General features: G+C 67.4%; 19 protein-coding genes and 1 riboswitch. Of the genes, 4 read left to right on the plus strand and 15 right to left on the minus strand.

Going from position 1 to position 19,857, the window contains the following annotated elements:
* Nucleotides 1–11: 11 nt before the first annotated feature.
* Both murA and clpS read right to left on the minus strand, forming a co-directional pair.
* Nucleotides 12–1,295: a UDP-N-acetylglucosamine 1-carboxyvinyltransferase gene (gene murA, locus ACMT1E_RS14220; RefSeq protein ID WP_414901051.1), complete on the minus strand. Its 1,284-nt coding sequence runs from the start codon at nt 1,293–1,295 to the stop codon at nt 12–14.
* Between the two features lie 170 nt (nt 1,296–1,465).
* Nucleotides 1,466–1,813 carry an ATP-dependent Clp protease adapter ClpS gene (clpS, locus tag ACMT1E_RS14225; RefSeq protein WP_414903452.1) on the minus strand — a complete coding sequence of 116 codons (348 nt, stop codon included), beginning with the start codon at nt 1,811–1,813 and terminating at the stop codon, nt 1,466–1,468.
* Between the two features lie 174 nt (nt 1,814–1,987).
* Here clpS and uvrA point away from each other — a divergent pair, with 174 nt between their 5' ends.
* Together uvrA and ACMT1E_RS14235 are read left to right on the plus strand one after the other, a co-directional pair.
* Nucleotides 1,988–4,960 (plus strand): excinuclease ABC subunit UvrA, encoded by a 2,973-nt coding sequence (gene uvrA, locus ACMT1E_RS14230; protein WP_414901052.1) that lies wholly within the window; start codon nt 1,988–1,990, stop codon nt 4,958–4,960.
* A 225-nt stretch (nt 4,961–5,185) separates the two neighbouring features.
* A complete protein-coding gene (locus ACMT1E_RS14235; RefSeq protein WP_414901053.1) occupies nt 5,186–5,620 on the plus strand; it encodes a hypothetical protein in 435 nt (144 codons plus the stop codon).
* 71 nt (nt 5,621–5,691) lie between these two features.
* Here ACMT1E_RS14235 and thiC read toward each other — a convergent pair whose 3' ends face one another.
* The 8 genes from thiC to ACMT1E_RS14275 all read right to left on the minus strand — a co-directional run bounded on the left by thiC (nt 5,692) and on the right by ACMT1E_RS14275 (nt 14,542).
* Nucleotides 5,692–7,551, minus strand: a complete 1,860-nt coding sequence (gene thiC / locus ACMT1E_RS14240; RefSeq protein WP_414901054.1) for a phosphomethylpyrimidine synthase ThiC — start codon at nt 7,549–7,551, stop codon at nt 5,692–5,694.
* A gap of 40 nt (nt 7,552–7,591) precedes the next feature.
* Nucleotides 7,592–7,700, minus strand: a riboswitch (TPP riboswitch).
* A 35-nt stretch (nt 7,701–7,735) separates the two neighbouring features.
* A complete protein-coding gene (locus ACMT1E_RS14245; RefSeq protein ID WP_414903454.1) occupies nt 7,736–8,584 on the minus strand; it encodes a MipA/OmpV family protein in 849 nt (282 codons plus the stop codon).
* 196 nt (nt 8,585–8,780) lie between these two features.
* Nucleotides 8,781–9,692, minus strand: a complete 912-nt coding sequence (locus tag ACMT1E_RS14250; protein WP_414901055.1) for a ParB/RepB/Spo0J family partition protein — start codon at nt 9,690–9,692, stop codon at nt 8,781–8,783.
* Nucleotides 9,689–10,474 (minus strand): ParA family protein, encoded by a 786-nt coding sequence (locus ACMT1E_RS14255; RefSeq protein WP_414901056.1) that lies wholly within the window; start codon nt 10,472–10,474, stop codon nt 9,689–9,691. The genes ACMT1E_RS14250 and ACMT1E_RS14255 overlap by 4 nt, the downstream gene beginning before the upstream one ends.
* On the minus strand, nt 10,471–11,103 hold the full coding sequence (gene rsmG / locus ACMT1E_RS14260; RefSeq protein ID WP_414901057.1) for a 16S rRNA (guanine(527)-N(7))-methyltransferase RsmG: 633 nt from the start codon (nt 11,101–11,103) through the stop codon (nt 10,471–10,473). The genes ACMT1E_RS14255 and rsmG overlap by 4 nt, the downstream gene beginning before the upstream one ends.
* Nucleotides 11,100–12,932: a tRNA uridine-5-carboxymethylaminomethyl(34) synthesis enzyme MnmG gene (gene mnmG / locus ACMT1E_RS14265; RefSeq protein ID WP_414901058.1), complete on the minus strand. Its 1,833-nt coding sequence runs from the start codon at nt 12,930–12,932 to the stop codon at nt 11,100–11,102. The genes rsmG and mnmG overlap by 4 nt, the downstream gene beginning before the upstream one ends.
* Nucleotides 12,933–12,990: 58 nt before the next feature.
* Entirely contained in the window at nt 12,991–14,292 is a 1,302-nt protein-coding gene (mnmE, locus tag ACMT1E_RS14270) for a tRNA uridine-5-carboxymethylaminomethyl(34) synthesis GTPase MnmE (RefSeq protein ID WP_414901059.1), read from the minus strand.
* 10 nt (nt 14,293–14,302) lie between these two features.
* A complete protein-coding gene (locus ACMT1E_RS14275) occupies nt 14,303–14,542 on the minus strand; it encodes a DUF6489 family protein (RefSeq protein ID WP_414901060.1) in 240 nt (79 codons plus the stop codon).
* 53 nt (nt 14,543–14,595) lie between these two features.
* Between ACMT1E_RS14275 and ACMT1E_RS14280 the strand changes: the two genes are divergently transcribed.
* Entirely contained in the window at nt 14,596–15,078 is a 483-nt protein-coding gene (locus ACMT1E_RS14280; protein WP_414901061.1) for a methylated-DNA--[protein]-cysteine S-methyltransferase, read from the plus strand.
* On the plus strand, nt 15,075–15,773 hold the full coding sequence (locus ACMT1E_RS14285; RefSeq protein ID WP_414901062.1) for a dienelactone hydrolase family protein: 699 nt from the start codon (nt 15,075–15,077) through the stop codon (nt 15,771–15,773). Before ACMT1E_RS14280 ends, ACMT1E_RS14285 begins: the two co-directional genes overlap by 4 nt.
* An 84-nt stretch (nt 15,774–15,857) precedes the next feature.
* Here ACMT1E_RS14285 and ACMT1E_RS14290 read toward each other — a convergent pair whose 3' ends face one another.
* The 5 genes from ACMT1E_RS14290 to hemE all read right to left on the minus strand — a co-directional run bounded on the left by ACMT1E_RS14290 (nt 15,858) and on the right by hemE (nt 19,827).
* Nucleotides 15,858–16,532: a TerC family protein gene (locus tag ACMT1E_RS14290; protein WP_414901063.1), complete on the minus strand. Its 675-nt coding sequence runs from the start codon at nt 16,530–16,532 to the stop codon at nt 15,858–15,860.
* 25 nt (nt 16,533–16,557) lie between these two features.
* Nucleotides 16,558–17,814 carry a transcription termination factor Rho gene (rho, locus tag ACMT1E_RS14295; RefSeq protein ID WP_414901064.1) on the minus strand — a complete coding sequence of 419 codons (1,257 nt, stop codon included), beginning with the start codon at nt 17,812–17,814 and terminating at the stop codon, nt 16,558–16,560.
* A 152-nt stretch (nt 17,815–17,966) separates the two neighbouring features.
* Nucleotides 17,967–18,320 carry a hypothetical protein gene (locus ACMT1E_RS14300; RefSeq protein ID WP_414901066.1) on the minus strand — a complete coding sequence of 118 codons (354 nt, stop codon included), beginning with the start codon at nt 18,318–18,320 and terminating at the stop codon, nt 17,967–17,969.
* On the minus strand, nt 18,320–18,778 hold the full coding sequence (locus ACMT1E_RS14305; RefSeq protein WP_414901067.1) for a CopD family protein: 459 nt from the start codon (nt 18,776–18,778) through the stop codon (nt 18,320–18,322). The genes ACMT1E_RS14300 and ACMT1E_RS14305 overlap by 1 nt, the downstream gene beginning before the upstream one ends.
* Nucleotides 18,775–19,827, minus strand: coding sequence for a uroporphyrinogen decarboxylase (hemE, locus tag ACMT1E_RS14310; protein ID WP_414903456.1), 1,053 nt, complete (start codon nt 19,825–19,827; stop codon nt 18,775–18,777). The genes ACMT1E_RS14305 and hemE overlap by 4 nt, the downstream gene beginning before the upstream one ends.
* Between the last annotated feature and the right edge of the window lie 30 nt (nt 19,828–19,857).

The raw sequence follows: 19,857 nt of genomic DNA on the forward strand, positions 1-19,857 counted from the left end.
GGCCCGGCTGTTCAGTCGCCGCCGGCGCGCTCGATCGCGGCGCCAACCGCCTGCAACTTTTCCTCCAGCCGCTCATAGCCGCGGTCGAGGTGATAGATGCGGGCGACATGGGTCTCGCCTTCCGCCGCCAGCCCGGCGATGATCAGGCTCATCGACGCGCGCAGGTCGGTCGCCATCACCTGCGCGCCGTGCAGCCGGTCTACCCCGGCGACGACGGCGGTGCGGCCGGAAACGCGGATGTCGGCGCCCATCCGCGCCAGTTCCGGCACGTGCATGTAGCGGTTCTCGAAGATCGTCTCGGTCAGCACGCTCGACCCCTCGGCCAGCGCCAGCAGCGCCATGAACTGCGCCTGCATGTCGGTGGCGAAACCGGGGTAGGGCGCGGTCGACAAGGTCAGCGGGCGGATCGGCCCGTTGGCGGCGACGCGGAGCCCGTCGGGCAGTTCCTCGACATGAATGCCGGCTTCGACCAGCGCGGCGATCGTCGCCCGCATCTCGTCGGCGCAGGCACCGATCAGGTCGAGCGCGCCGCCGGTCATCGCCGCGGCGCAGGCATAGCTGCCGGCCTCGATCCGGTCGGCCATCACCTTGTAGGTGGCGCCATAGAGTTTTTTTACCCCGTCGATGACCAGCCGGCTGTCGCCGATGCCGCCGATCCGCGCGCCCATCGCCACCAGGCAGCGGCACAGGTCGACGATCTCCGGTTCGCGTGCCGCATTGTCGAGGACGGAGCGCCCACTGGCCAGCACCGCCGCCATGACGGCATTTTCGGTCGCGCCGACCGATACGACCGGGAAGGTGAAATCGCCACCGGGCAGCCGCCCGCCCGGCGCCACCGCCTTCACATAGCCGGCGGCCAGCTCGATTTCCGCGCCCAGCGCCTCCAGCGCCTTCAGATGCAGGTCGATCGGCCGGTTGCCGATCGCGCAGCCGCCGGGCAGCGACACCGTCGCCTCGCCCGCCCGCGCGACCAGCGGGCCGAGCACCAGGATCGACGCGCGCATCTTGCGGACGATGTCGTAGGGCGCGACCGTCGATGTGACGCGGTTGGCGCGCAGCGTCATCACCCGGCCGAAATCCGCCGGGCTGGCGCCTTCGATCGTCGTCGAGACGCCCATCTGGTTGAGCAGATGGCCGAACGCATCGACATCGGCCAGCCGCGGCAAATTGCGCAATGTCAGCGGCTCGTCGGTCAGCAGCGCGCAGGGCAGCAGGGTCAGCGCCGCGTTCTTGGCGCCCGAAATCGGCAACCGGCCCTCAAGCCGCCTGCCACCGGTGATGATGATGCGATCCATGGATGCGATCTAAAGCATCCGGTGGAACTGTGGGAGCCGGTTTTTCGTGGGTGGGGTTGGTGCGTCCCTCGACTGCGCTCGGGATGAACGGGTTGAGGCAGGGATTGGGATCACCCGTCATCGCGCGCCGCGACGCGGCGCGGCGATCCCGCTGTGCCGGCCCGCGCCGCCTACGCCTTCTCCAGCGTGCATTGCAGCGGGTGCTGGTTCTGGCGGGCGAAGTCGATGACCTGGTTGACCTTGGCTTCCGCCACTTCGTAGCTGAACACGCCGCAGACGCCGACGCCCTTCTGGTGGACGTGCAGCATCACCCGCGTCGCCGCCTCCATGTCCATGCGGAAGAAGCGCTGGAGGACGAGGACGACGAACTCCATCGGCGTGTAATCGTCGTTCAGCATCAGCACCTTATAGGGCGCCGGCTTCTTCGTTTGCGTGCGTGTGCGGGTGGCGACGCCAAGGCCGGTGCCTTCGTCGTCCCCCTCGCCGGTCTTGCGGGTTGCCATCGTCGTGCGAAGCATTTGGTGCATGGGCTGAGAATATGGCATCGCCGGCCCCAAGGGCAAGGGCACGAATGGCTTAACCCTTTCCACCGCCGATCGCCGCCGGCCGCTTGTCATCCCCCGGCCGACTGCCCATTTCGGGCGCCCGAAGCGCCCTTGCCTCGCGCGAACAAATCTGGAACAAAGCCGGCCATGCTCACCCATATTTCCGTGCGCGGCGCGCGCGAGCACAACCTGAAGGGCGTCGACGTCGACCTGCCGCGCGACTCGCTGATCGTCATCACCGGCCTGTCCGGCAGCGGCAAGTCCAGCCTGGCGTTCGACACCATCTATGCCGAGGGGCAGCGCCGCTATGTCGAGTCGCTGTCGGCCTATGCCCGCCAGTTCCTCGAAATGATGCAGAAGCCGGACGTCGACCATATCGAGGGCCTGTCGCCGGCGATCTCGATCGAGCAGAAGACGACCAGCCGCAACCCGCGCTCGACCGTCGCCACCGTCACCGAAATCTACGATTACATGCGCCTGCTGTGGGCGCGGGTCGGCATCCCCTATTCACCCGCCACCGGCCTGCCGATCGCCGCGCAGACGGTGACCCAGATGGTCGACCGGGTAACGGCACTGCCGGAAGGCAGCCGCCTCTATCTGCTCGCCCCGGTCGTGCGCGGCCGCAAGGGCGAATACCGCAAGGAACTGGCCGAATGGCAGAAGGCCGGCTTCACCCGCGTCCGCATCGACGGGCAGTTCTACGACATCGAGGAGGCGCCCGCCCTCGACAAGAAATACAAGCATGACATCGAGGTTGTCGTCGACCGCATCGTCGTGCGCGGCGACCTCGGCACCCGGCTGGCCGATTCGTTCGAAACCGCCCTGAAGCTGGCCGACGGCCTTGCCTATGTCGACCCGGCCGATGCCGGCGGCGCCGGGGACAACGCGGAAGCGGACGGGCAGAAAGGCGGCATGAAGCTGGATTATGCACCGCCCGGCCGCATCGTCTTTTCGGAAAAATTCGCCTGCCCGGTCTCCGGCTTCACCATTGCCGAGATCGAACCGCGGCTGTTCAGCTTCAACGCGCCGCAGGGTGCCTGCCCGGCCTGCGACGGGCTGGGCGAAAAACTGGTCTTCGACGAGGATCTTGTCGTTCCCAACCACGCGCTGTCGATCAAGAAGGGCGCAATCGTCCCCTGGGCCAAATCCAACCCGCCCAGTCCCTATTACATGCAGGTGCTGGCCAGTCTGGCCGCCGAATTCGACTTCGCGCTCGACACGCCCTGGCAGGCCCTGTCGGCCGACGTCCACGACACGATCCTCTACGGCACCAAGGGCAAACCGGTCACCCTGCGCTTTCAGGACGGGCGCAAATCCTATGAGGTGAAGAAGCCGTTCGAAGGGGTGATCGGCAACCTCAACCGCCGCCTGCTCCAGACCGAGAGCGCGTGGATGCAGGAGGAGCTGGGCAAATACCAGTCGGCGGCGCCGTGCGAGGTCTGCCACGGCGCGCGGCTGAAGCCGGAGGCATTGGCGGTCAAGCTGGCGATGACCGACATCAGCGCCGCGACCCGGCTGTCGGTGGTCGACGCGCTCGCCTGGTTCACCGCCCTGCCCGACCAGCTTTCCGACCAGCAGCGCCGGATCGCCGAACGCATATTGAAGGAAATCGTCGAACGGCTCGGCTTCCTCAACAATGTCGGCCTCGATTACCTGAACCTCGACCGGACCAGCGGCACCCTGTCCGGCGGGGAGAGCCAGCGCATCCGCCTCGCCAGCCAGATCGGCAGCGGCCTGTCTGGCGTGCTCTACGTGCTCGACGAACCGTCGATCGGCCTGCACCAGCGCGACAACGACATGCTGCTCGTCACGCTGCGCCGGCTGCGCGACCTGGGCAACACCGTCATCGTCGTCGAACATGACGAGGACGCGATCCGCCAGGCCGACTATATCGTCGACATGGGGCCGGGCGCCGGCGCGCATGGCGGCCGGGTCGTCGCCAGCGGCACCCTGCCGGAACTGCTCGCCCATGAAGGCAGCATCACCGCCGACTATCTCGCCGGGCGGCGGCAGATCGCGGTGCCGGCGAAGCGGCGCAAGGGCAGCGGCAAGGCGCTGACCGTGCGCGGCGCCACCGCCAACAACCTGAAATCGGTGACCGCCAGCATCCCGCTCGGCACCTTCACCTGTATCACCGGCGTGTCCGGTTCCGGCAAGTCGAGCCTGACGATCGACACGCTCTACGCCACCGCCGCGCGCCAGCTGAATGGCGCCCGGCTGCTCGCCGGCCAGCACGCCGGGATCGACGGGCTGCAGCATCTCGACAAGGTCATCGACATCGACCAGTCGCCGATCGGCCGCACTCCGCGCAGCAACCCGGCGACCTATACCGGCGCTTTCACCACCATCCGCGACTGGTTCGCCGGCCTGCCGGAAAGCGCGGCGCGCGGCTACAAGCCGGGCCGGTTCAGCTTCAACGTCAAGGGCGGCCGCTGCGAGGCGTGCAAGGGCGACGGGGTGCTGAAGATCGAAATGCACTTCCTGCCCGACGTCTACGTCACCTGCGATGTGTGCAAGGGCGCCCGCTACAACCGCGAGACGCTGGAGGTGAAGTTCAAGGGGCACAGCATCGCCGACGTGCTCGCCATGACGGTCGAGGATGCGGCGGAGTTCTTCAAGGCGGTGCCGCCGATCCGCGACAAGATGGCGATGCTGGTCGAAGTCGGCCTCGGCTATATCAAGGTCGGACAACAAGCGACGACGCTGTCCGGCGGCGAGGCCCAGCGCGTCAAGCTGGCCAAGGAGTTGAGCCGCCGGGCGACCGGCAACACCCTCTACATCCTCGACGAGCCGACCACCGGCCTGCATTTCGAGGATGTCCGCAAATTGCTGGAAGTGCTGCATGCGCTGGTCGACCAGGGCAACAGCGTCGTCGTCATCGAGCATAATCTCGACGTGATCAAAACCGCCGACTGGATCGTCGACCTTGGGCCGGAAGGCGGCGTCAAGGGCGGCGAGGTGATCGCCAGCGGCACGCCGGAAGTTGTAGCCAGGGAACCGCGCAGCTTCACCGGCCGCTACCTCGCGCCGCTTCTCGCCGGCGCGGCGGCGGCGGAGACGGACACGGAACCGACGACGCCGGCACGCCGCAAATCTCCGCGCAAGGCTGCCGCGCGCTAGGCACCCTCCGCGCCCGCCTTTGCACCGACAACTGCCCGGTCATCGCGCCGGGCGCCGGCCTGCGGTGCCCCTCTCGCCCACGGTGCCGTTCCCGCGCTGCACATTCGCGGCGGCACCATGCGCCACCAACGCCGTGGCTCAATTACCCCGACAATCGGCCTTTGGTCGGATATGGCGGGCGCCACCCCCATGCTAGGCTCGACCGTGTCTGTGGGGAGACAGTGAATGGGCGATAGGATCGCGAGCCGGCCCTGGCACCTGTGGCTGACCGGCCTGATGGGGGTTGCCTGGAACGGCTTCGGCGCCTTTGACTATATCATGACCGAATCCCGCAACGCCGCCTATATGGCGGCCTTTCCGCAAGATCAGCTGGTGTATTTCTACGGCTTTCCGTTGTGGGCGACCGCGGGCTGGGCACTGGGCGTTTGGGGCGGGGTGGCCGGCGCGCTGCTGCTGTTGCTGCGCAGCCACTGGGCGGTGCTCGCCTTCACCATATCGCTGTGCGGCCTGGCGATCGCGACGATTTACCAGATGGCCGCGCCGATCCCCGCCAGCCTGCGTACCGCCGAGGCCCTTGCGATGACCGGCGCGATCTGGATCATCGCCCTGTTGCTGCTCTGGTACACCCTGCGCATGCGTGGGCGTGGGGTGTTGCGGTAAGCCCCGTCTGACATCTCCGTCATCGCGCGGCGCCTTTTCGGGCGGGGCGCGATGACGGAATCCGTGGCCGCTCAGTCGTGCTCCCGCCCGCCGGCGCCCATATACAGTTCCGAGCCGGTTTCGCGGAACTTCTCGCTCATCTGCTTCATCCCGGCTTCCGCGTCTTCGGCGGCGAGGAAGCCGGTGCTGTCCTGATTCTGCTTCGCGGCGAACTCCCGGACTTCCTGGGTGATCTTCATCGAACAGAATTTAGGGCCGCACATCGAACAGAAATGCGCGGTCTTGGCGCCTTCGGCCGGCAGGGTCTGGTCGTGATACTGCTCCGCCGTGTCGGGATCGAGCGACAGGTTGAACTGGTCGCGCCAGCGGAATTCGAAGCGGGCGCGGCTGAGCGCGTCGTCGCGCAGCTTGGCCGCCGGGTGGCCCTTGGCCAGATCGGCGGCGTGGGCGGCAAGCTTGTAGGTGACGACGCCGACCTTCACGTCGTCGCGGTCGGGCAGGCCGAGATGTTCCTTCGGCGTCACGTAACAGAGCATCGCGGTGCCGAACCAGCCGATCATCGCCGCGCCGATCGCCGAGGTGATGTGGTCATAACCCGGCGCGATGTCGGTGGTCAGCGGCCCGAGCGTGTAGAACGGCGCCTCGCCGCACGCCTCCAGCTGCTTGTCCATATTGGCCTTGATCTTGTGCATCGGCACATGGCCTGGCCCCTCGATCATCACCTGGACGTCATGACGCCAGGCGATCTGGGTCAGCTCGCCCAGCGTCGCCAGTTCGGCGAACTGCGCCTCGTCATTGGCATCGGCGATCGATCCGGGGCGCAGGCCGTCGCCCAGGCTGAAGGCAATGTCATAGGCCTGCATGATCTCGCAGATGTCCTCGAACCGGGTGTAGAGGAAGCTCTCCTTGTGGTGGGCGAGGCACCATTTCGCCATGATCGAGCCGCCGCGGCTGACGATGCCGGTCACCCGCTTCGCGGTCATCGGCACGAACGGCAGGCGCACGCCGGCATGGATGGTGAAATAGTCGACGCCCTGTTCCGCCTGCTCGATCAGCGTGTCGCGGAAGATGTCCCAGGTCAGGTCCTCGGCAATGCCGCCGACCTTTTCCAGCGCCTGATAGATCGGCACCGTGCCGATCGGCACCGGCGAATTGCGGACGATCCATTCGCGGGTGTCGTGGATGTTGCGGCCGGTCGACAGGTCCATCACCGTGTCGGCGCCCCAGCGGATCGACCAGACCAGTTTGTCGACCTCGCTCGCCACGTCCGACGCGACCGCGCTGTTGCCGATATTGGCGTTGATCTTGACCAGGAAGTTGCGGCCGATCGCCATCGGCTCGGTTTCCGGGTGGTTGACGTTGGCGGGGATGATCGCGCGGCCGCGCGCCACTTCGTCCCGCACAAATTCGGGCGTCACGTAATCGGGGATGGCGGCGCCGAAATCCTGCCCGTCGCGGATCTGGTTGGCGATTTGTTCACGCCCCAGATTTTCGCGGATCGCGACATATTCCATTTCCGGCGTGATGATGCCCTGCCGCGCGTAATGCATCTGGGTGACGTTGCCGCCCGGTTTGGCGCGAAGCGGCCGGCGGCCGGTCGCCGGGAATTGCGGCACCCCGCCGGACCGGTCCGGGCCAAGCTGGCCGTTGTCCTCCGGCCGGATTTCCCGCCCGCTATAGCGCTCGACGTCGCCGCGCGCCTCGATCCAGGCGCGGCGCCGTTCGGGCAGGCCGGCCATGATGTCGATCACCGCGTCCGGGTCGGTATAAGGGCCACTGGTGTCGTAGACGTTCAGCGGCGGTTCGCCGGATGACGGCTCCAGCGCGATCTCGCGCATCGCCACGCCCAGCGGGCCGACATGCACCTTGCGGCTGCCGCGAATGGCGCCGGTCGTCACCTTCAGTTCGGTACGCGCGGGAATGTCGGCCATCTTCACTCTCCATCAGGGCGGAGAGCGGACGCGGTTTTCCGGTGAAAAGCCGCTCCCTCCCTCCGCCGGTATCAACCGGATCAGGTTCAGCGGGTCGCGGCCGTGACAGCCGCCTCTCAGCCGCTCGCGCGGCCCCCCGGGGACAAGCCGCGATCCTAAGCCATCGCGCCGGATAAGGGAAGCGTCAGAAGGTGTAGCCGACGCCGACCGCGCCGACCCATTGGTTCGCGTCTCCGGCGACGGAAACCAGCGGCGATCGCTTGAAATCGCCGAGCAGCCGCGCATAGCCGCCGAGCGCGAACAGGCTCCATCCGCGCCGGAGGTCGCCGGACAGCGACTGGCCGATCAACAGTTTGGCATTAATGTCCTTCACCCCGCCGCCGGGCGTATAGGCCGGCAGGCCGCTCGCCGCCGCCCCGGCCGGGGTCACGCCGAAATAGTAGCGGGCATAGTCGCCGCCGACGATATTCGCCGCCGCCGCCAGCCCGACATAGGTCGTGCGGCTGAGCGGCGTGCCGTAGCTGAGTGTCGGCGAGACGACGAAGCTGCCATGCGCGCCGGCGACGTCATGCTGCCATGATACCGAAAGCGACAGCGTATCGTAGGCGCTGGTGACGACTCCGGTCTTGCCGATGCCGGCATAGCCGCCCAGTTCGACCGCGACCGACCGCTTGCCGAGCGCCGATACCCGCGCATCGCCAAGCTTGCGGGTCGTGCGGTTCAGGTTGACCCCGGCGACCGGCCCGAACTGGATGTCGAGCGCACCGGCCGGTTCGCGGACCAGATCGACATACAGGGTGGTGCCGACGGTCGAGAAGGCGAAGCCGGACAGCTTGCCGCGAACCACCCCGCCCGGCACGAAGCGGGTCGAATCGGCGCCGTCGTAGCGCGGCACCAATGCCCCGCCGATGCCGACCGTCACCGTGTCGCGATCCGGGTCGAACCCGTCATCCGCCTGCGCCATCGCCGGCGCCCCGCCGCTCAGCAGCCACAGCACCAGCCCCGTTGCGACCCCGCCGCGCGCGCCCGTCATCCTCACGCATGATCCTTTTCAGGTTTGTCGCGACGCCAACGTCCTGAACCCGGGGAAAGTTGCGCCGCGCTACGCCACGCCCAAGCCTTTCATTGCGAGTCGGGCAGGGGCACGGCAATCCTCACGGCTATGTCACCATTGGTGAAGAGATCGCTTCGCTACGCTCGCAATGACGGAAAAGCCGGGCGCCGAACCGCTAGATCCGCTCGCCGGTCAGCCGCTGGCAGATCAGGTCGAGCTGGTCGAGCGTAGCATAGGCAATGCTGACCGTGCCGCTGGCGCCGCTATGGGCGATCTTCACCTTCAGGCCCAATATGTCGGCAAGCTGCCGTTCCAACGCGGCGACATCGGCATTGCCTTCGCCGGACACGCGCTGGGCCTTCGTGCCATCGCCCCCCTTCGCCACACGGGCCAGGCGCTCGGTTTCGCGCACCGACAGGCCACGGGCGATCACCTCGGCGGCCAGCTTCTCCGGGTCGGCGGCGGTGACCAGCGCACGGGCGTGGCCCATATTCAGCCCACCATTGGCGACCATCGTCTGCACCGCCGGCGGCAGGTCGAGCAGCCGCATCATATTGGCGACGTGACTGCGCGACTTGTGGACCAGCCGGCCCAGCGCCTCCTGACTGTGACCGAACCGGTCGATCAGCTTGCGATAGGCGATCGCTTCCTCGATCGCATTCAGGTCCTCGCGCTGGATATTCTCGACCAGCGCGATCTCCAGCGTCTCCGCCTCGTCAAAATCCCTAACGATTACAGGAACTTCGTGTAACTGCGCCCGCTGTGCCGCCCGCCAGCGCCGCTCACCGGCAACGATCTGGTAGCCGCCGGCCAGCGGTCGGACGACGATCGGCTGAATCAGCCCACGCGCCGCGATCGACCGGGCGAGCTCATCCAGAGCATCCTCGTCGAAATGGCGGCGCGGCTGTTCCGGGTGCGGGGCCAGCGCCGCGACCGCGACAAGCTGAACACCGGGCGACCGCCCTTCCGCCGCCGGCGCGACAGGCTCCTCGCGCGCGGTTTCACCGAGCAGCGAGGACAGGCCGCGCCCCAGCCCGCTCGGCCGGCGCTTGCCCGACAGGAACGGATTGCCCGCCGCGTCGCTCATGCCGCCTGCGCAATCCGCGGCAGCCGGCCGATCACTTCTCGCGCCAGCGCGATATAGGCTTCCGAGCCGGGGCAACGATGATCGTAGATCAGCGCCGGCACGCCATAGCTTGGCGCTTCGGACAAGCGGACATTGCGGGGAATGACAGTACGGAACACGACTTCGCCGAGCACGGCCCGCACATCCTGCGCCACCTGCTCGGTCAGGTTGTTGCGCCGGTCGTACATGGTCAGCACGACGCCTAGCATTTTCAACCCAGGGTTGAAGCGCGACCGGATGCGATCGATAGTCTGGAGCAATTGGCTCAACCCCTCCAGCGCGAAAAACTCGCATTGCAGCGGCACCAGCAGCGAATCCGCCGCGACCATCGCGTTGACGGTCAGCAGGCCCAGCGACGGCGGGCAATCGATCAGGCAGATGTCCCAGCGCCCGGCCGGCGCCTCAGCCAGCGCCTTGGCCAGCCGGTGCGTGCGGTCGGCCAGCTCGATCATCTCGATCTCGGCACCAGACAGGTCGACCGTCGCTGCAATCAGGTCGAGGCGCGGCACCTTGGTCGCCAGCGCCGCGTCGACGATCGACGCGGCGCCGGTCACCACAACTTCATAGCTGGTCCGCACCCGCTCGGCGTGGGGAATGCCGAAGCCGGTGGAGCAGTTCCCCTGCGGATCGAGGTCGATCAGCAACACACGCGATCCGGTGGCAGCGAGCGCGGTCGCGAGATTGATCGCGGATGTCGTCTTGCCGACACCGCCCTTCTGGTTGGCCACCGCTACGCAGATCATCGCGTTTTCCTCCGCCGGACGGCCCGCGCCACGACGATCGCGGCATCGCGATCGGTGGCGCTTCGTTCCACGTGGAACGCACCTTGCCACGTTCGTCGCGCGCTTTCCAGTTCGTCGGCCGCCCCCCGGCCCTTCGGCAACACATAAATGGTATTCGGGCCGGAAAAGCGCTGGCAAACGCCGAAAATCCGATCGAGCGGCGCATAAGCGCGCGCCGTGATCGTCCGTGGCGGCGCCGGGATTGCCGCGGTCTCGATCTTTTCGGCAAAGACCACGATCCGATCCGCCAGCCCAAGCGCGTCAGCCGCGCGCATCAGGAATTCCGCCCGCAACCGGCGCGGCTCGACCAGCCAGACAGGCGCTTCGGTAGTCAGGGCGATAACGATACCCGGAAAGCCCGGCCCGGCACCAATGTCCAGCCAGGGACCGTTGGGATCCTCTGCCAGCCCAACCAATTGCGCCGAATCGACAATATGGCGGCCCCAGATCGTTGCCTCTGTCGAACGCGCGATCAGATTCTGTTGCTGGTTCTCTGCCAGCACCAGCGCGACAAACGCCTCGAAGCGCTCCACTGTTTCACGTGGAACAGCCCGCGCCACCAACCACGCCTTCGCTTCCTCTTCGGTCATGCCGCGCGACGGGCCATGGCAAGGATCGCCGCCAGCGCCGCCGGAGTCACCCCGCGCACGCGCTGGGCGGCCGCCAATGTTTCCGGCCGCGCCCGCTCCAGCCGTTCCGCCATCTCGATCGACAGGCCGGGGATGGCGCGATAGTCGAAATCGTCGCGCAGCTTTAGGCCGTCCGCATGAGCCACCGCCGCGATCTCTGCCGCCTGCCGTTCCAGATATGGCGCGTAACGAACGTCCTCGATCAGCTCGCCCAGCGCATCACCGTCCAGCGCCGCCAACCGAGGGTCGAACGCCCGCAGCCGTGCCGGTTCCGCGCTACCCACGGCCAGCCACGCCGCAACCGATCTCGCCTCCAGTTCACTGCGCTCCGGCATGATGGTTTCTGCGTCGACAATCCGGTCGAAGGCCCCGGCCGCGTCGGCCATCGCCGCCGCGCGTGCCCCAAACCATCGCTGCCGTTCCTCGCCGACGCAGCCAAGAGCAATCGCGGCTGGCGTCAACCGGCTGGCGGCGTTGTCAGCCCGCAAGCGTAGGCGATACTCGGCGCGCGCGGTCAGCATGCGATAGGGCTCGGTAACCCCTTGCAAGGTCAGGTCATCAACCAACACCCCGATATAGCTGTCCGCCCGATCGAACCGCACCGGCGGGCGCCCCAGAGCGCGCGCCGCCGCGTTTAGCCCGGCAACCAGGCCCTGCGCCGCCGCTTCCTCATAACCGGTAGTGCCATTGATCTGGCCGGCGCAGAACAGGCCATCCACCCCGCGCACCGCCAGGCCGCCATCAAGCGCGCGCGGATCGACATAGTCATACTCGACCGCATAACCGGGCTGGACGATCCTCGCCCGCTCCAGCCCGTCAATCGTTTCGACCATCGCCTGCTGGACGTCGGCGGGCAGCGAGCTGGATATCCCGTTCGGGTAGACCAGATGGTCGTCAAGCCCTTCCGGCTCAAGGAAAATCTGGTGCCCATCGCGATCGCCGAAGCGGTGGATCTTGTCCTCGATCGACGGGCAGTAACGCGGTCCCAGCCCCTCGATCGCGCCCGAAAACAACGGCGATCGATCGAGTGCGCCACGAATGACCGCATGGGTGCGCGCGTTGGTCCGGGTGATCGCGCATGCAAGCTGCGGCAAGCGCGGACCGCCCGGCAACGCCCCCATCGTCCAGCATTCGGCGTCCGATTCCTGCCGGCGCAAGCGGCTCCAGTCGATCGTGCGTCCATCCAGTCGTGGCGGCGTGCCGGTTTTCAGCCGGGCGAGTGGGAGGCCCAGCCCTTCGATCTGCTCGCCCAACCGGGTCGCCGCGCGCTCGCCGACCCGCCCGCCCGTACTCCGCTCCTCACCACAGAACATCCGGCCGCGCAGGAAGGTGCCGGTCGCCAGCACCACCGCCGTGGCGCTCAGCGTCGCGCCCCCGGCGAGCATCACGCCCGTCACCGCCTCCCCGACCATGGTCAGCGCCGCCGCTTCGCCCTCGACCACGGTCAGGCCGGGCTGCGCGGCGATCAGCCGATGGACGGCCTGCCGGAACAGCCGGCGGTCGGCCTGCACGCGCGGCCCGCGCACCGCCGCGCCTTTGCTGGCATTCAGCATCCGGTGGTGGATGGCGGCACTGTCAGCGGCGCGGGCAATGATGCCGTCAAACGCGTCGACCTCGCGGACAAGATGGCCCTTGCCAAGTCCGCCGATCGCCGGGTTGCACGACATGGCGCCGATCGTCGCGGCCGAAAAACTGACCAGCGCCACCCGCGCGCCAAGCCGGGCGGCGGCACACGCCGCCTCGCAGCCGGCATGACCGCCGCCAATCACGATGACATCGAAGCTGTCCACGGCCGCCCCGCTACACGATTCAGCCGGGTCGAGCAAAATGTTCCACGTGGAACGGGGGCTACTTGCCGATGCAGAATGTCCCGAACAGCGCGTCGAGCATCTCCTCGGTCCCCGCCCGCCCGGTCAGCGCGTCGAAACAGGCGCGGGCGAGCCGCAGATGCTCGGCCCGCAGCAGGTCGTCGTCCAGGGCCAGCGCCGCTGCAACATGCTCCGCCACCGCCGCGACCGCATCGCGCTGGCGGCGGCTCAGCGCCAGTTCGTCGACGCGGGGCAGCAGCGTCGCTGCGACTTCGCCCATCGCCGCGATCAATTCCGCTACACCGGCGCCGGTCGCGGCGGACAGCGCCAGTCGCCCTGGCGACGCCTCCCCCCGGCCCGGCAAGTCGGCGCGCGGGTGCAGATGCAGCAGCGCCTGTCCATTCTCCCCGTCCGCCGGCGGCGCATCGCCCAGCCACAGCACAATATCCGCACCGGCGATCGCCGCCGCCGCCCGGTCGATGCCGATCCGCTCGATCGGGTCGTCGCCCCCAGAGCGAAGCCCGGCGGTGTCGGTCAGCCGGTAAGCAATGCCGCCGAGCACCACCGGTACCTCGATCAGGTCGCGCGTCGTGCCGGCAATGGTCGACACGATCGCCGCCTCGCGCTCGACCAGCCGGTTGAGCAGCGTCGACTTGCCCGCATTCGGCGGTCCGGCGATGACGACGCTCAAACCGTCGCGCAGCCGCTCCGCCGGCGGACGGGCCAGTTGCGCCGTCAGTGCCGCTTGCAATGCGCGCAGCCGGGCCTGGACCATCGGCTCGGTATCCACTGCGTCGACATCGTCCTCGTCGGAAAAATCGAGGCGGGATTCGATCAGCGCCCCGGCGATCAATATCTCCTTCTGCCAGCCGTCGATTTGCGCGGTCAGCCCGCCTTCCGCAACGGCCAGCGCCCGGCGGCGCTGAGCCTCCGTCTCAGCACGCAGCAGATCGGACAAACCCTCGACCGCGATCAGGTCGGTCTTGCCGTTCTGGAATGCCCTCCACGTGAATTCGCCGGCGCGGGCCGGGCGCAGGCCGGGCAACGTCGCCAGCGCCCGTTCGGCAGCGGCGATCACCGCCCGCCCGCCATGCAGGTGAAATTCGACCAGATCCTCGCCGGTGACCGACTGCGGGCCGGGAAAGAACAGCAACAGCCCCCGATCGATAGGCACGCCGCTGTCCGGGTCGGCAATCCGCGCCAATCGGGCCCGGCGCGGTTCGGGGCGCTGGCCGGTCAGCGCCACCGCCGCCGCGACGGCGCCCGGCCCGCTGACCCGGATCACCGCGATCGCCGCCGGTGGCGCCCCGCTCGACAGGGCGAAGATGGTTTCGCGCGGCACGCCGGTTCGATCAGCCCTTGCCGGCGCCCTTGCTCATCTGCTCGAACATCTGGGTCCACATCTTGAAACCGGCGTCGCCCATCGGCGCCCAGCTTTTCACCATCGATTCCAGCAATTCCGGGCTTGGGCCCTTCTGCATCGTATCGAGCAGGCTCTTCACATAGGCATCGTGGACCGGCGACAGGTCCGGCAGGCCCAGGAAGCGGCGCGCCTCTTCCGGCGTGCAATCCACTTCGACATTCATCTTCATCGCCCGTTCCCTCGTGCTTGAGCCGATGCGATCGGCACTCTAGGCTGCCCGCCATGGCTTATGCGCCCGTCTCCGCCTCGATCGCAACGCCTGTCGGTACCGTCCATATTTCCGGTGACGACGATGTCGTGCACGCGATCCATATCACAGCGGCCACGGCAGAGCAGGCTCCGACCGCCCTGCCACACGCGGTGGCGGAGGCGGCACGGCAAATCGCCGCCTATTTCACCGACCCGCAATTGCGTTTCTGTCTGCCGCTGGCCCCGGCGGCAACCGCGCGCGGCATGGCATTGCGCGAAGCGATCGCCGCCATCGGCCCCGGCGCGACGCAAAGCTATGGCGAGGTTGCCGCCGCCATCGCCTCCTCCCCCCGCGCCGTCGGCCAGGCTTGCGCCCGCAACCCGTTCCCGATCGTCATTCCCTGTCACCGGGTGCTGGCGGGCGGTGGCCGGCTCGGCGCCTATTCCGCCGGCGGCGGCATCCGCACCAAATCCTGGCTCCTCCATCACGAAGGCATGAAAGGCCCGCTGCTATGACCCGTACCGTCCAGATCGACAGCCCCGCCGACGACGGCCGCTTCGCCGCCTATGTCGCCGCGCCCGCCGGTGACGCCAAGGCGGCAATTGTCGTCATTCAGGAGATTTTCGGGGTCAATGCCGGCATCCGCGCGAAATGCGACGACTGGGCGAAGGCCGGTTACCTGGCGGTGGCGCCCGACCTGTTCTGGCGGCTGGAGCCGGGGGTGGAACTCGATCCCGACGTGCCGGACCAGTTCCAGCAGGCTCTGACGCTGATGGGCCGGTTCGATCAGGATCAGGGCATCGCCGACATCGAAGCGACGATCCGCTGGGCGCGGGCGGAAAGCGGCGGCGGTGCCGTCGGCGCGGTCGGTTACTGCCTTGGCGGGCGGCTGGCCTACATGGTCGCCGCGCGCACCGACGTCGACGCGACCGTCGGCTATTACGGCGTCGGTATCGACGGGCTGCTGGGGGAAAAGCACGCGATCGCGCGGCCTTTGATGCTCCATATCCCGACCGCCGATCATTTCGTCCCGGCGGAAGCACAGGCGAAGATGCACGCCGGGCTGGACGATCATCCGAAAGTCGTGCTGCACGACTATCCCGGCCTCGACCACGGCTTTGCCGCGCAGTCGGGCAAGCGCCGCGACGAGGCGGCGGCGACGCTGGCCGACGGCCGCACCGCCCGCTTCTTCGCCGAACAGCTGAAATAGCCGCTGCCCGACGGGCAACTATGCAACGGATGCGGCGTCCGGAACCCGATTCAACCTGGGTGAATCGGGTTCAGCGCCGGCTGCCTAGCTGAACAGCGTGACCACGCCGACACCGGGGTCGATCCAGCCGTCATAGATCATCCGGACCGCGACATAGAGGATCACCGCCAGCCCGACATAGGCGATCCAGCGGAACCGCTCGATATATTTGGCGATGATGTTGGCGGCGATACCCATCAGCGCCACCGACAGGATCAGGCCGATGATCAGGATACCGGGGTGCTCGCGCGCCGCCCCGGCGACCGCCAGCACATTGTCCAGGCTCATGCTGACATCGGCGACGGCGACCGCCCAGGCGGCGGCGACGAAGCTCTTGGCCGGCTTGACGTTGCTGTATTCGTCGCCGTGAACCTCGGGCGAACCGCCCGGCGTCGCCGCCCGCGGGTGCAGTTCTCGGTACATCTTCCACGACACCCAGAGCAGCAGCAGCCCGCCGGCAAAGATCAGGCCGACGATCTGCATCAACTGGGTAACGACCAGCGCGAAGGCGATGCGCAGCACCAGCGCGGCGACGATGCCGATCATGATGACCTTGCGCCGCTGCGCATCCGGCAGCCCGGCGGCCAGCGCGCCGACAACGATCGCGTTGTCGCCGGCCAGCATGATGTCGATCATCAGCACCTGACCGAACGCCGCCAGCGCGGCCGGGTCGCCCAGGTTCGAGAAATCGTTGACGATATGCTGCCAGAGTTCAAGCATCGTGGGTTCGAACGCTCCGCCTGGCCTACTGGTTCATCGAATCGAAGAAGTCCTCGTTGGTCTTCGAATCCTTCATCTTGTCGAGCAGGAATTCCATCGCGTCGATGGTGCCCATCTGCATCAGGATGCGACGCAGCACCCACATCTTGCTGAGCTTGCCCTTGTCGACCAGCAGCTCCTCCTTGCGGGTGCCGGACTTGCCGACATCCATCGCCGGGAAGATGCGCTTGTCGGCGACCTTGCGGTCAAGGACGATCTCGGAATTGCCGGTGCCTTTGAATTCCTCGAAGATCACCTCGTCCATCCGGCTGCCGGTGTCGATCAGCGCGGTGGCGATGATCGACAGCGATCCGCCTTCCTCGATGTTGCGCGCGGCGCCGAAGAAGCGCTTCGGCCGCTGCAGGGCGTTGGCGTCGACGCCGCCGGTCAGCACCTTGCCGGACGAGGGGACGACGGTGTTGTAGGCGCGACCGAGCCGGGTGATCGAATCGAGCAGGATGACGACATCCTTCTTGTGCTCGACCAGCCGCTTGGCCTTCTCGATGACCATCTCGGCGACCTGGACGTGGCGCTGCGCCGGCTCGTCGAAGGTGGAGGAGATCACCTCGCCCTTCACGCTGCGCTGCATGTCGGTCACTTCTTCCGGCCGCTCGTCGATCAGCAGCACGATCAGGAAGACTTCCGGGTGGTTGTCGGTAATCGCCTTGGCGATGTTCTGGAGCAGCACGGTCTTGCCGACGCGCGGCGGCGCGACGATCAGCGCGCGCTGGCCCTTGCCCTGCGGGCTGACGATGTCGATCACCCGCGCTGACTTGTCCTTGATCGTCGGGTCAGCCGGATCGAGGGTCAGCTTCTCGTCGGGGTAGAGCGGGGTCAGGTTGTCGAAATTGACCCGGTGGCGCACCGCGTCGGGATCGTCGAAATTGACCGAGACGAGCTTGGTCAGCGCGAAATAGCGCTCGCCGTCCTTCGGCGCGCGGATCTCGCCCTCAACCGTGTCGCCGGTGCGCAGGCCGAAACGGCGGACCTGGTTGGGCGACACATAGATGTCATCCGGCCCGGCCAGGTAGTTGGCTTCCGGGCTGCGCAGGAAACCGAATCCGTCCTGCAGCACCTCGATCGTGCCTTCGCCCATGATCTGGGCGCCGCCCTCGGCCTCGGCCTTCAGGATCGCAAACATCAGGTCCTGCTTGCGCAGCGTCGACGCACCCTCGACGCCCAGCGCCTCGGCCATCGTCACCAGCTCGGCGGGCGATTTCTTCTTAAGTTCTTTCAAATGCATCGTTGGTTTCCGGTGGAACGCGAACGCCGATGCGCCGCGTGGAGCAGAATAAGGAGACCCGGCACCGGCAGGACGCCACGGTGCTTCCGGTCGAATCGACTAGGCGGCGGGCGGAACCAAGTCAAGCGAGCCCGGCGGGTGGCCGGCCACCGCTACTTCGCGCCGCCGCCCTTCATCTCGTCACCCAGCGCCTGCATCGCCCGGCCATAAGCGGCGATTTCGGCGCTGCATCGTTGCGCCTCGGTCTGGATGCTGGCGCTGTCCTCGTCCATCCGTTTCGCCTCGGCCTTGATCGCGGCGGCGATATCGTCGGCGGGCAGGCGGGCGCTCAGCCGCCCGTACCAGAGCAGCGCGCCCATCATCCCGGCCTGCTTCGCTTTCGGGTCCGGCGCGCTCGCGGCCAGCGCCATCACGGTGAAACAGCGCGCATCCGGCTCGATACCAGGCCCGGTGTCAGGTGCCGCCGCCTGCAACAGCAACGCGGCGACCAGTGCGGCACCGGCCATCAGAACGGCCTGACGACGACGAGGATGACGACAATCGCCACGGCAATGCCGGGAATCTCGTTCATCATCCGCAGCGTCCTGCCGCTGTAGCGCCGCTCGCCCTTCGCCAGCTTGCGGCCGTAGCCGACGATCCAGCCGTGATAGGCGGACAGCAGCACCACCACCGCGAATTTGGCGTGGAACCACGGTTCGGCGAACGCGCCGACGTTGAACGCCAGCGCCAGCCCGAACAGCCAGACGAGGATCATCGACGGGGTGATGATGATATGGCGCAGCTTGCGCTCACGCGTCACCCAGCGCGCTTCCTCCTCGGACCCGACCGGCGATTCCTGATGGTAGACGAAAAAGCGCGGCAGCATGAACAGGCCGGCGATCCAGAAGATCACGAAAATCACATGGGCGGCCTTAACCCACAGATAGGCCGCGCCCAGAAAGCCGATCATGCCGTCGAAGCTCATCCGCGCCCCCGCAGCCGGGCGACCAGCGCCTCGACATGCGCGATCGGCGTGTCGGGCTGGATGCCGTGGCCCAGATTGAAGATATGGGGCCGATCGGCGAAAGCCGCAAGCACCCGATCGATGGCAGCATGGAGTGGCGCGCCCCCGGCGATCAGCGCCAGCGGATCAAGATTGCCCTGCACCGGCAGCCCGGTGGGCAACTGGGCATTGGCCCAGTCCGGATCGACGGTCTCATCCAGCCCCAGCGCATCAATCCCGGTTTCGCGGGCATAGGCGGCCAGCTTGCCGCCGGCGCCCTTGGGAAAGCCGATGACCGGCGTATCGGGGTGGCGCACCTTCAGCCGGGCGACGATCTCGGCGGTCGGCGCGATCACCCAGCGTTCGAACGGTTCCGGCGCCAGGCTGCCGGCCCAGCTGTCGAACAGCTGCACCGCGTCGACCCCGGCATCGATCTGACCGGACAGGTAGTCGACGCTCCAGTCGACGATCGCAGCGATGATGGCGCCAAACCCCTGCGGGTCGCGATAGGCGTAGCGCCGGGTCTCTGCCTGCTCGCGGCTGCCTTGCCCGGCGACCATGTAGGTGGCGACGGTCCACGGCGAACCGGCAAAGCCCAGAAAGCTCGTCTCCGGCGCCAGCGCCGCCTTCACCCGCCGCACCGTTTCATAAACCGGGGCAAGCCGTTCCGGCCGGGCGGAAAGCGTCTCAAGCGCGCTGTCGGTCAGTTTCGGGCTCAGCCGCGGCCCTTCCCCGGCAACGAAGCGTAGATCCTGACCCATCGCATGGGGGATGACGAGGATATCGGAAAACAGGATGGCGCCGTCGAAACCGAACCGGCGGATCGGTTGAAGCGTCACCTCCGCCGCCGCCGCGCTATCGTTGACCAAATCTAGGAAACCGCCCTTTTCCGCCCTGAGCGCACGATATTCGGGCAGGTAACGCCCAGCCTGGCGCATCAGCCATATCGGCGGGCGTTCCTGCCGCTCACCGCGCAGCACGGCGAGCAAGGGTTTGTCAGCGGCGGCCAGGGCGGGGGGGACGGAACCCATCTTCATCTTTCTAAGATTCTAAATTGAAGG

It is taken from the genome of Sphingomonas flavalba (assembly GCF_047553045.1).
In the GTDB taxonomy this organism is placed as follows: domain Bacteria; phylum Pseudomonadota; class Alphaproteobacteria; order Sphingomonadales; family Sphingomonadaceae; genus Sphingomonas_L; species Sphingomonas_L flavalba_A.

Bases quoted from the DNA above. Each gene is read 5' to 3' on its own strand.
- murA (WP_414901051.1), bottom strand. From the start codon at position 1,295: ATGGATCGCATCATCATCACCGGTGGCAGGCGGCTTGAGGGCCGGTTG.
- clpS (WP_414903452.1), bottom strand. From the start codon at position 1,813: ATGCTTCGCACGACGATGGCAACCCGCAAGACCGGCGAGGGGGACGAC.
- uvrA (WP_414901052.1), top strand. From the start codon at position 1,988: ATGCTCACCCATATTTCCGTGCGCGGCGCGCGCGAGCACAACCTGAAG.
- ACMT1E_RS14235 (WP_414901053.1), top strand. From the start codon at position 5,186: ATGGGCGATAGGATCGCGAGCCGGCCCTGGCACCTGTGGCTGACCGGC.
- thiC (WP_414901054.1), bottom strand. From the start codon at position 7,551: ATGGCCGACATTCCCGCGCGTACCGAACTGAAGGTGACGACCGGCGCC.
- ACMT1E_RS14245 (WP_414903454.1), bottom strand. From the start codon at position 8,584: ATGACGGGCGCGCGCGGCGGGGTCGCAACGGGGCTGGTGCTGTGGCTG.
- ACMT1E_RS14250 (WP_414901055.1), bottom strand. From the start codon at position 9,692: ATGAGCGACGCGGCGGGCAATCCGTTCCTGTCGGGCAAGCGCCGGCCG.
- ACMT1E_RS14255 (WP_414901056.1), bottom strand. From the start codon at position 10,474: ATGATCTGCGTAGCGGTGGCCAACCAGAAGGGCGGTGTCGGCAAGACG.
- rsmG (WP_414901057.1), bottom strand. From the start codon at position 11,103: ATGACCGAAGAGGAAGCGAAGGCGTGGTTGGTGGCGCGGGCTGTTCCA.
- ACMT1E_RS14275 (WP_414901060.1), bottom strand. From the start codon at position 14,542: ATGAAGATGAATGTCGAAGTGGATTGCACGCCGGAAGAGGCGCGCCGC.
- ACMT1E_RS14280 (WP_414901061.1), top strand. From the start codon at position 14,596: ATGGCTTATGCGCCCGTCTCCGCCTCGATCGCAACGCCTGTCGGTACC.
- ACMT1E_RS14285 (WP_414901062.1), top strand. From the start codon at position 15,075: ATGACCCGTACCGTCCAGATCGACAGCCCCGCCGACGACGGCCGCTTC.
- ACMT1E_RS14290 (WP_414901063.1), bottom strand. From the start codon at position 16,532: ATGCTTGAACTCTGGCAGCATATCGTCAACGATTTCTCGAACCTGGGC.
- rho (WP_414901064.1), bottom strand. From the start codon at position 17,814: ATGCATTTGAAAGAACTTAAGAAGAAATCGCCCGCCGAGCTGGTGACG.
- ACMT1E_RS14300 (WP_414901066.1), bottom strand. From the start codon at position 18,320: ATGGCCGGTGCCGCACTGGTCGCCGCGTTGCTGTTGCAGGCGGCGGCA.
- ACMT1E_RS14305 (WP_414901067.1), bottom strand. From the start codon at position 18,778: ATGAGCTTCGACGGCATGATCGGCTTTCTGGGCGCGGCCTATCTGTGG.
- hemE (WP_414903456.1), bottom strand. From the start codon at position 19,827: ATGGGTTCCGTCCCCCCCGCCCTGGCCGCCGCTGACAAACCCTTGCTC.